This is a genomic window from Allomuricauda sp. d1 (genome assembly GCF_039592695.1).
Lineage (GTDB): Bacteria > Bacteroidota > Bacteroidia > Flavobacteriales > Flavobacteriaceae > Flagellimonas_A.
In genome coordinates, this window is the sequence record NZ_JBBUTK010000003.1 from 579,839 (window position 1) to 588,502 (window position 8,664).

The 8,664-nt window shown below is 42.2% G+C and carries 6 protein-coding genes and 2 pseudogenes; 7 read left to right on the forward strand and 1 reads right to left on the reverse strand.

Going from position 1 to position 8,664, the window contains the following annotated elements:
• Positions 1 to 9 precede the first annotated feature (9 nt).
• The 4 genes and pseudogenes from AAAH86_RS14415 to AAAH86_RS14430 all read left to right on the forward strand — a co-directional run bounded on the left by AAAH86_RS14415 (position 10) and on the right by AAAH86_RS14430 (position 4,408).
• Positions 10 to 1,818 carry a M1 family metallopeptidase gene (locus tag AAAH86_RS14415; RefSeq protein ID WP_343488373.1) on the forward strand — a complete coding sequence of 603 codons (1,809 nt, stop codon included), beginning with the start codon at positions 10 to 12 and terminating at the stop codon, positions 1,816 to 1,818.
• A gap of 156 nt (positions 1,819 to 1,974) precedes the next feature.
• Positions 1,975 to 2,340 (forward strand): annotated as a pseudogene (locus tag AAAH86_RS14420) (DUF559 domain-containing protein); the annotation flags it as partial.
• A gap of 99 nt (positions 2,341 to 2,439) precedes the next feature.
• Positions 2,440 to 2,802: pseudogene (locus tag AAAH86_RS14425) on the forward strand (ribonuclease P protein component); the annotation flags it as partial.
• Positions 2,786 to 4,408 carry a S41 family peptidase gene (locus AAAH86_RS14430; protein WP_343488351.1) on the forward strand — a complete coding sequence of 541 codons (1,623 nt, stop codon included), beginning with the start codon at positions 2,786 to 2,788 and terminating at the stop codon, positions 4,406 to 4,408. The pseudogene AAAH86_RS14425 and the gene AAAH86_RS14430, both read left to right, overlap by 17 nt.
• Positions 4,409 to 4,421: 13 nt before the next feature.
• On the opposite strand, the gene AAAH86_RS14435 is transcribed toward AAAH86_RS14430, so the two are convergent.
• The gene (locus AAAH86_RS14435; RefSeq protein ID WP_343488352.1) at positions 4,422 to 5,489 is read right to left on the reverse strand and encodes a tyrosine-type recombinase/integrase; all 1,068 of its coding nucleotides are present in this window, start codon (positions 5,487 to 5,489) and stop codon (positions 4,422 to 4,424) included.
• 187 nt (positions 5,490 to 5,676) lie between these two features.
• Here AAAH86_RS14435 and AAAH86_RS14440 point away from each other — a divergent pair, with 187 nt between their 5' ends.
• The 3 genes from AAAH86_RS14440 to AAAH86_RS14450 all read left to right on the forward strand — a co-directional run bounded on the left by AAAH86_RS14440 (position 5,677) and on the right by AAAH86_RS14450 (position 8,405).
• Positions 5,677 to 6,390: a hypothetical protein gene (locus AAAH86_RS14440; protein ID WP_343488353.1), complete on the forward strand. Its 714-nt coding sequence runs from the start codon at positions 5,677 to 5,679 to the stop codon at positions 6,388 to 6,390.
• A 158-nt stretch (positions 6,391 to 6,548) separates the two neighbouring features.
• Positions 6,549 to 7,385 carry a hypothetical protein gene (locus tag AAAH86_RS14445; protein WP_343488354.1) on the forward strand — a complete coding sequence of 279 codons (837 nt, stop codon included), beginning with the start codon at positions 6,549 to 6,551 and terminating at the stop codon, positions 7,383 to 7,385.
• A 507-nt stretch (positions 7,386 to 7,892) separates the two neighbouring features.
• The gene (locus AAAH86_RS14450; RefSeq protein WP_343488355.1) at positions 7,893 to 8,405 is read left to right on the forward strand and encodes an SMI1/KNR4 family protein; all 513 of its coding nucleotides are present in this window, start codon (positions 7,893 to 7,895) and stop codon (positions 8,403 to 8,405) included.
• Positions 8,406 to 8,664 lie beyond the last annotated feature (259 nt).

Below are 8,664 nucleotides of genomic sequence, written 5' to 3' on the forward strand. Positions count from 1 at the left end.
TTACTTTCCATGCCTTCCGTAACTGCCCAAAAAGGGCCTTGTTATTGGCAACAGCATGTGGATTACCAAATGGATGTCACTATGGATGTGGAGACCTTTCAATATGACGGCACCCAAAAGTTGGTGTACACCAACAACTCGCCTGATACGTTGAACCGTGTGTTTTACCACCTTTATTTCAATGCCTTTCAACCCGGAAGTGAAATGGACATGCGATTGCAGACCATCAAAGATGGTGACGGACGAATGCTCGAGGACGGTAAAAGCCGTATCGCTACTTTGGCAACTGAAGAGCAAGGTTATCTGCACGTGCAAGCATTGACCCAAGACGGGCAAAAGGTCTCGTTCAGCGAAGAAGGTACCATTTTGGTGGTCGACTTGGCGACCCCGATTGCGCCCGGGGCGAAGACCAAATTCGATATGGAGTTCAAGGGCCAAGTGCCCTTGCAAATTCGCCGTTCGGGCAGAAACAGCAAAGAAGGGGTGGCACTCTCAATGAGCCAGTGGTATCCTAAAATGGTGGAATACGATTTTGAGGGTTGGCACCCGAATCCGTACATCGCTCGTGAGTTCCATGGGGTTTGGGGTGACTTTGATGTCAAGATCACCATTGACAAAGACTATACGATAGGTGGTACGGGGTATTTGCAAAATCCGCAAGAAATAGGCCATGGCTACGAAGCCGAAGGCAGAAAGGTCAAGACCAAGGGAAAAACCCTGACGTGGCATTTTAAAGCGCCCATGGTTCACGATTTTATGTGGGGGGCCGATCCAGAGTATGTTCACGATGTGGTTGAGATGGAAAACGGACCTACATTACATTTTTTCTATAAAGACAAACCTGAATTGCTTGAAAACTGGAAAAACCTACAGCCCAAGACTGTTGATGCCATGAATTTTTTCAATAAAAATATTGGCGAATATCCTTACGAACAATATTCTGTGGTTCAGGGCGGTGATGGCGGAATGGAATATGCCATGAGCACCCTAATCACTGGTGAACGCTCTTTTGGCAGTCTGGTCGGGGTCATGGTGCATGAGCTGGCGCATTCTTGGTTTCAACATGTGCTTGCCACCAATGAATCAAAACATTCATGGATGGATGAAGGGTTTACTTCGTTCATCAGCAGCCTTTGCATGAACGAAATCATGGAGCAGAACAAAGACTTTCCGTTTGAGGGATCCTACAAGGGTTATTACGCCCTCGTGAATTCAGGTAAAGAACAGCCACAGACCGCCCATGCCGATCGATATGACCTGAATTTTGCCTATGGCATTGCGGCATACAGCAAAGGGGCCATCTTTTTGTCGCAATTGGGCTACGTGATCGGGCAAGACAAGTTGTTGCAGACCATCAGAAAATATTATGAGGATTACAAGTTCACGCATCCCGTTCCGAACGACATTAAAAGAACGGCAGAAAAAGTGTCCGGCATGCAATTGGACTGGTACCTGACGGATTGGACACAGACCACCAACACCATCGATTACGGAATCAAAGAGGTGGTTTCCAACGGAGACACATCAACATTGGTCATGGAGCGCATTGGCTTGATGCCCATGCCATTGGATATTCTTGTGGTCGATACCGATGGCAACCAGCAAACCTACTATGTTCCTCTAAGGATGATGCGCGGAGAGAAAGAGAATCCATATCCAAACATACAACGAACCGTTGCCGAAGATTGGGCGTGGGCATCCCCTACTTATGAACTGATCCTTGATATGCCAAAGGGCAACATTGCCGGTATCTCCATCGATCCATCGATGTTGATGGCCGATGTGAATCGTGAGAACAATACGTATAGCGGGGAGTAACTCCATTAAAATCAAAGAAAAATCCGCTTGGAGCCTTTAACTGAGCGGATTATTCAAATGTAATTGTCCCCTTGAGGGGACAGCGAATCCGCCAAAAGCGGAAAGCAGGGGTGTAGATAATTCCTTGTAACTTTCCCAAAAATTGTCTTCTCAAAGGTGCCAAAAAATAAAATCATACCGTACAATCCCAAGCTAAAGGAATATGCCCGTCAATTGCGTAAAAACAGCACCTTGTCAGAGACATTGCTTTGGCAAAGCATAAAAAACAGGGCGCTTGGGGTGCAGTTTCATCGTCAAGTGCCCCTACTTGAATATATTGTCGATTTTTATTGCCATGAAATTAAACTGGCCATCGAAATAGACGGTGATTCACATGAATACCGTTACGAACAAGATGCTAAACGTCAAGGTGAGTTGGAAAAAAGAGGGGTTGAATTCATCCGGTTTTCAGACAATACGGTTAAAAATGATATGTTCAGCGTGCTGTTGGCGTTGGAGGAAAAGCTTAAAAATCTTGTGGAAAACACCCCCCTTGATCCTAACTCAAAGGGGGGGTCAAGAATAGCTTCACCAACATCCCCCTTCCTCCCCCCTCAAGGGGGGAATAAGTTTCCAAAAAAAGAAAGGCTGAAATCACAAAAGCTTATTGAACAGGTTTTTTTGGATGGAAAGGCCGTGACCCAATTCCCCATAAAACTTATCTATCTCAAACATGGGCTGATAGCGTCGCCCACCGTACAGGCCGGTTTTGTCGCCCCAAAGAAAAACTTTAAAAGTGCCGTCAAGCGCAACCGTATCAAACGCCTGCTCAGAGAGACGTACCGCCTCAATAAGCATACCCTTTTTAACAACATAGAGGGAAATTATGCGTTGATGATTTTATATCTTGGGAAGGAGTTGCCACAGTACAAGGCCATAGAGGAAAAAATGGTGGCCGTGTTGGGCGCATTCATAAAAAAAGTCTCAAATGAAGAACGTACGTAAGAAAATAATCGTTTCCGTTTTTGCGGTGTCAATGTTGGTGGTCGGAAGCAGTTTTAAGAGCGATTTCTTTGAAATTGCAAAACAGATTGAAATTTTCACCACCCTGTTCAAAGAGCTCAATATGAACTATGTTGACGAGACGAATCCCGCAGAATTGATGGATTCTGCCATCAAAAACATGCTCAATGAGCTGGACCCCTACACCCGCTTCTTGAACGAGCAAGATGTTGAGGCGTATAAAATCAACAATGCCGGCGAGTACTCAGGCATAGGGGCTTTGGTGCGTTCTTTTGATGACCGGTTGCTCATCATTGAGGCCTACAAAGACTATCCCGCCGACAAAGCGGGGCTCAAGGCAGGTGATGAAATTGTGAAGATTGGCGATATTGAGGTAAAAGATTTTCAGGACAACGCCAGCGAGCTGCTGAAGGGGGCCAATGACAGCGAGATTGAAATCGCCTACAAAAGACAGGGGCAAACCAAAACCGCAACCATCAAGAGAGCTGGGGTCGAGGTCGATGCCGTGCCTTTTTATGACATGGTCGATGACAAAACAGGGTATGTCGTGCTGTCTAAATTCAACCGAAAGGCATCAAGCCAAACAAAGTCTGCCATTCAAGACTTAAAGGGCAAGGGTGCCGAACGATTGATACTTGACTTAAGGGGCAATCCCGGGGGGCTGCTTTCCGAAGCCATCAACGTCACCAATCTGTTCGTGCCCAAAGGGGAGCTCATCGTGACCACAAAATCCAAGGTCAAAAAATTCAACCAAGAATACAAAACGAAAAACCAGCCCGAAGATACTGATATTCCGCTTGTGGTGTTAATAGATGGCAGCAGTGCCTCGGCCAGTGAAATCGTTTCCGGGGGGCTTCAAGACCTCGACCGTGCAGTCATCATGGGCGCCCGCAGTTTTGGCAAGGGCTTGGTGCAGCGACCTTTGAAATTGACCTACGGCACACAGCTGAAGGTCACCATTTCAAGATATTACACCCCATCTGGAAGGTGCATCCAGTCTTTGGACTACTGGAACAGGGATGAAGACGGCAAAGCGGTCAGAAATACGGTATACAACAATTTCGCCACCCGAAATGGTCGCAAAGTACAAGATGGTGGCGGGGTGATGCCCGATATTGAGATTGCTTCCATCAAATCGAATGCTTTGATTGAAAGTCTTGAAAGAAACAATATCATCTTTGATTTTGCAACTTCCTTTTTCTACAAAAACGATTTTTCTTCGGTGGCAGATTTTAGTTTTTCCGCAGCTGACTACAATGATTTCAAAGGTTTTGCCAAAACCCAAGATTTCAGCCTAGAGACCCAGTCAGAACAACTACTGGAAGAGGCCATGAACAATGAAGAAGGGGTCTTGGGACCAACCGTGCAGGCCAAGTACAAAGACTTGCTGTTGGCCATCGGCCAGGGCAAGATCTCATCGTTGGATACGTACCAGACCGAAATACAAAAAAAGTTGGAAGATGAACTCATCAAACGCTATTTTTACCGCGATGGCCTTTATGAATACTATCTTTCGAACGATGATGCCATTTTGACGGCAAAGACCCTATTGGCCGACAACGACAAGTACCTCGGTATTTTACAGTAATCAAACTTATTCGCTACAACGCGTCTAAAGGACTGGTGATCTTTGAAAGGCTTCTGGGGGTGACCTTGGTGTACACCTGGGTCGTTTTTATAGAGTTATGCCCCAACAATTCTTGAATAAAGCGCATATCGGCCCCAGATTCCAGCAAATGGGTGGCATAGCTGTGGCGAAGGCCGTGAATGCCGATAGTTTTATGAACACCCGCCTTTCTCATGGCCGTTTTAAAGACATTTTGCACACTGACCTTGGCATATTGACCCCCATATTGCCCTTCCAACAGATAATTCTGAGGACGGTACTCTAGGTAATACCTTCTCAATAGCGGTAAAAGACTTACGGGAAGCGGTACATACCTGTCCTTTTTTCCTTTGGCACCTCGAATGTGCACCATCATACGCTCACTGTCGATGTCACCAATCTTCAGGTTTACCACTTCTGACACCCGTAGCCCCATGCCATAGGCCAGTTGTAGGGCCACAAGATGTTTTATGTTTGATGTTACCGAGAGTATTCTCTTGACCTCATTCTTGCTCAGTGCCTTTGGCAGCACTTGGGGTTTTTTGGGCCTGGGAATGTCAAAAAACATTTTTGGCCGATGCAGCACCTGTTCATAATAAAACTTAATGGCATTGATTTTACCATTAAGTTTTCGTTCAGCCATCTGCTCTTTTTGCACACAATACAGAAAATAGTCTTTTAGCCGCTTGGGGGTCATTTTTTCAACAGGAAAATCTTTTAAAAGCAGTAGCAGATGGTAGAACTCGCTTAAATATTGTTTGATGGTGTTCTGACTGTACTGTTTTAGTTTCAATTGTTCATGCATTGAAACATACGCTTGGCGATTGACTTGGTTCACTTTTGACAGTTTTGAACCGATTGTGGGTTTGGGCCCAAGTTGAAGTGCCTTTCGCACGCTAGGCAAGTCTGGCAGGTACCATGCTTTTTTGGTCTTGCTCCATTTTGCAGAAGGAAATCTTGACCTCAACGCCTCTTGCAGATTTTTATCAAACACAAAGCGAACCTGAATGATCGGTCGACCTCGATGCTGGCCAAAGGAGAAGTGATATTTTGAAAAATCCACTTAGGTGTTTTGTATATCTTCTTTTCAAAGATATATGTTTTATATACAAAATGCCCAACACAATGATGTATTTATATTTTGCGTTATTATTGCGATACAAAAGAATATAAGTACTTTAGGGTGGGTTATATAAAACTACACCTATTTACGTGTTAGGCAACATATGAGACAACTTAACATTCACGAATTGGAAAGCAAAACGCACGACTATTTTTTGGACGTGGAATATGCCCAGCATAATGACGTGAAAAATAAGTTAACTCAACTAATGAATTTTTTGAGCAGCCAAGATATATCCAAGAACATTCTAGAGAGGATAAAAGAAGATTACAATGATTTATATCAAAAACTTGACCCCCTTAATGACCAATCCCCAGAAAGAACCAAAAGAGATATTATAGAACAACTTTTAACACCAGACCACCAAGGAGCCTTTGGATATTTTCTCATTGAAAAGAAGTTCAAAGAGCCAAGAAAAGTTTCTCAACATTATATCGATTTATCCTGGAAGTGGTACAGTCGAGGACATAATTATAATGAACAACAAGATGGTTTTAATTTCTATTTTTTAAAACCTTTTAAAGAGTTATTCGACTGGTATTTATCTGAAAGTCAAACCGAAAAGGAATCGGACTTTTTTTCATATAAAAGTCAAGAAAAAGTCTTTGAAAAATTAGATAACCTTGAGGAAATGCTAACAAAACAAGGATTTGGACAAGGGATAATCTTTAATGAAATTGAGGAACTAAAGGAATTGACTAAAAAGCTGAATAAAAAAAATTGGAGTGAAATCATTAAAGGTAAGTTCGTGGACTTAGCCTTAGGAGGTATTCTAACAAAAGAAGCTGCAATCAAAGCAATTGAATTCCTAACTGGAACGGAACTGAATTTATTAAAATAAATACGTTGCCTAACAATGGCTATAATTCAGCTTTGCCCTCTGCCCTACTTGAAAATCTATATCTTTAAATCGGCTGGATTTCGAAGCTGGAAAATCCCGTTGGGATTTCCCAAGCCGAAATCATAGCCGAGACCGTTGTGGGTAATGTTGACCAACCAATGGAAATAAACGAACAAGCAAAATATATTGACCATTTTTTAAGAGAATTATATAATTCATCTTTTGCTACATCATTAGCAATGGGAATTGAAATGAAACAATTACCAAGTCAACAGAACAAAGAGAAATTTAAGACATTAGAATACATCTTGGAAGAATTAGAATTGGTCGAATTTGTGCTTGGAAGAGATAATTCAACTTTGAGCGGACAATGTGAATATCACATAAGTGGGAAAGGTCGTGAGCTGGTCGAAAGAAACGAATCAAGTATTGGATTACTTTTAGAAAGAGAAATTCAAAATGTGACAAAAAATAATCCTTTGTTTGACGACAAAGAATGGGATAAATATTATGACCGACTTCTTGAAAAAAGAGCTGACCAAGCAGATTTTTTTCTTGATATGATAATTGAGAAGAAACTCATAAATCTTGACAAATCTACATTGAGAAAATATTTTAAAGAATGGTTCAAAGAAAATCAAGAATTCGATTTACAAATAAAGAATGGAGATTTGGCAATAGAAGATGGTGATTTACAAACTGTACCTGACTTCAGCGAAGAAAACATACCTGAATTTATTAAATGGTTTCAGGAAAAAGGAAATGAATTTATGGACTTTCTAAAAGAAAAAGGGTTAAGTGTTCAAGAAAACTCAAAAGAACAGATTATTAACCAAGGAAATCTTATAATAAACAAGGATTCTAAAATTAAAACTCAATCCATTGGAGAAGAAAAAGAACAAAAAGAATCGAATTGGAATAAAACAAACGTTATCATAGCTTTAGTAGTTGGAATAGCGACAATTATAGGTGTGATTTGGCAAATAATAGGATAAAAAACACTACCCACAACAACGTGTATAGCTCATTGCGGCTCTAATGGTTATTTGAATCTATTTTCCTACAAACAATCTTTACATTCTTCGGAATAAAACGTACCTTAAATCCCGCAACGAAGCCATACACAATACCGATGATGTCGAATACGCCTGCGGCGTACTTTTGCTGCACTGCTGGCGCAGTCACCGCACCAAAAGCGAGTCGACATCATCGCCGCGCTATGCCAGATTGCAAAGACCGCAGGATAAGGGACATTCTTGACAATATCGCCGCAACGGCTCAACTACTCGACATATCGGGACGCTATATGCAATCTGGTCGACTGATTTTATTCCCAATACCGCAAAATCCACAAGGAAACGTCCGCTGGTGCGGACTCCTTGGCGAACAATGCCGCAGGGTAAACCCGATGCCAATCCCAGCGGCATTGTTGAAAGGATTTTGCTATATTTCCATAAAATCCGCCGGACTTCACATAGCGCGGCGTTGTGGTTAATTTTCCAATGAAAGGACTGCTTAAAACAATTTCGGAAAAAGCTATTGAACTTCAGGATTTTTCATATTCCGAAGAGCAAATCCAGCATAAATGGCTAGGGACAAAACCCGTAACGGAAAATGAACTTGAATCAATTGAAAAAAGGTTGGGAATTCAATTACCAGAGGACTATATCAATTTTCTGAAAATAACCAATGGATTTTCAGCTCCAAACCTTGTGGAACCGACTTTTGAGCCTTTTTGGAAAATTGACTTTCTTAAAGAAGTGGACAACTTCATAATCGAAGTTTGGAAGAAAAATGGACTTACCGAAATTGGAAAAAATCTTGAAAGCAGCATTATAGTCGGAGGAATTGAAGAAGAACAATACTTTTTACTAATTCCACCCGAAAAGGCAAATGACAACTGGAAATATTGGAAATTCAGTTCATGGCAACCAGGGGAGGACGAATATGAAAACCTTCAGGACTATTTTGAAAAGGTTCTGGAATTTACACTTGACGAACTAGAACATAAATAAAAACTAACCACAACAAGGGCTATAATTCATTGCTACTTTTCGGTAACTTGAAACCTTGAAACAAATAATCCCGATAGCCATCGGGAGGCTGGATTTCATACGGGGGAAATGCTCCGCATTTTAACCCCGCAACGAAATCATAGCCGAGACCGATGATGTCGAATACGCCTGCGGCGTACTTTTGCTGCACTGCTGGCGCAGTCACCGCACCAAAAGCGAGTCGACATCATCGCCGCGCTATGCCAGATTGCAAAGACCG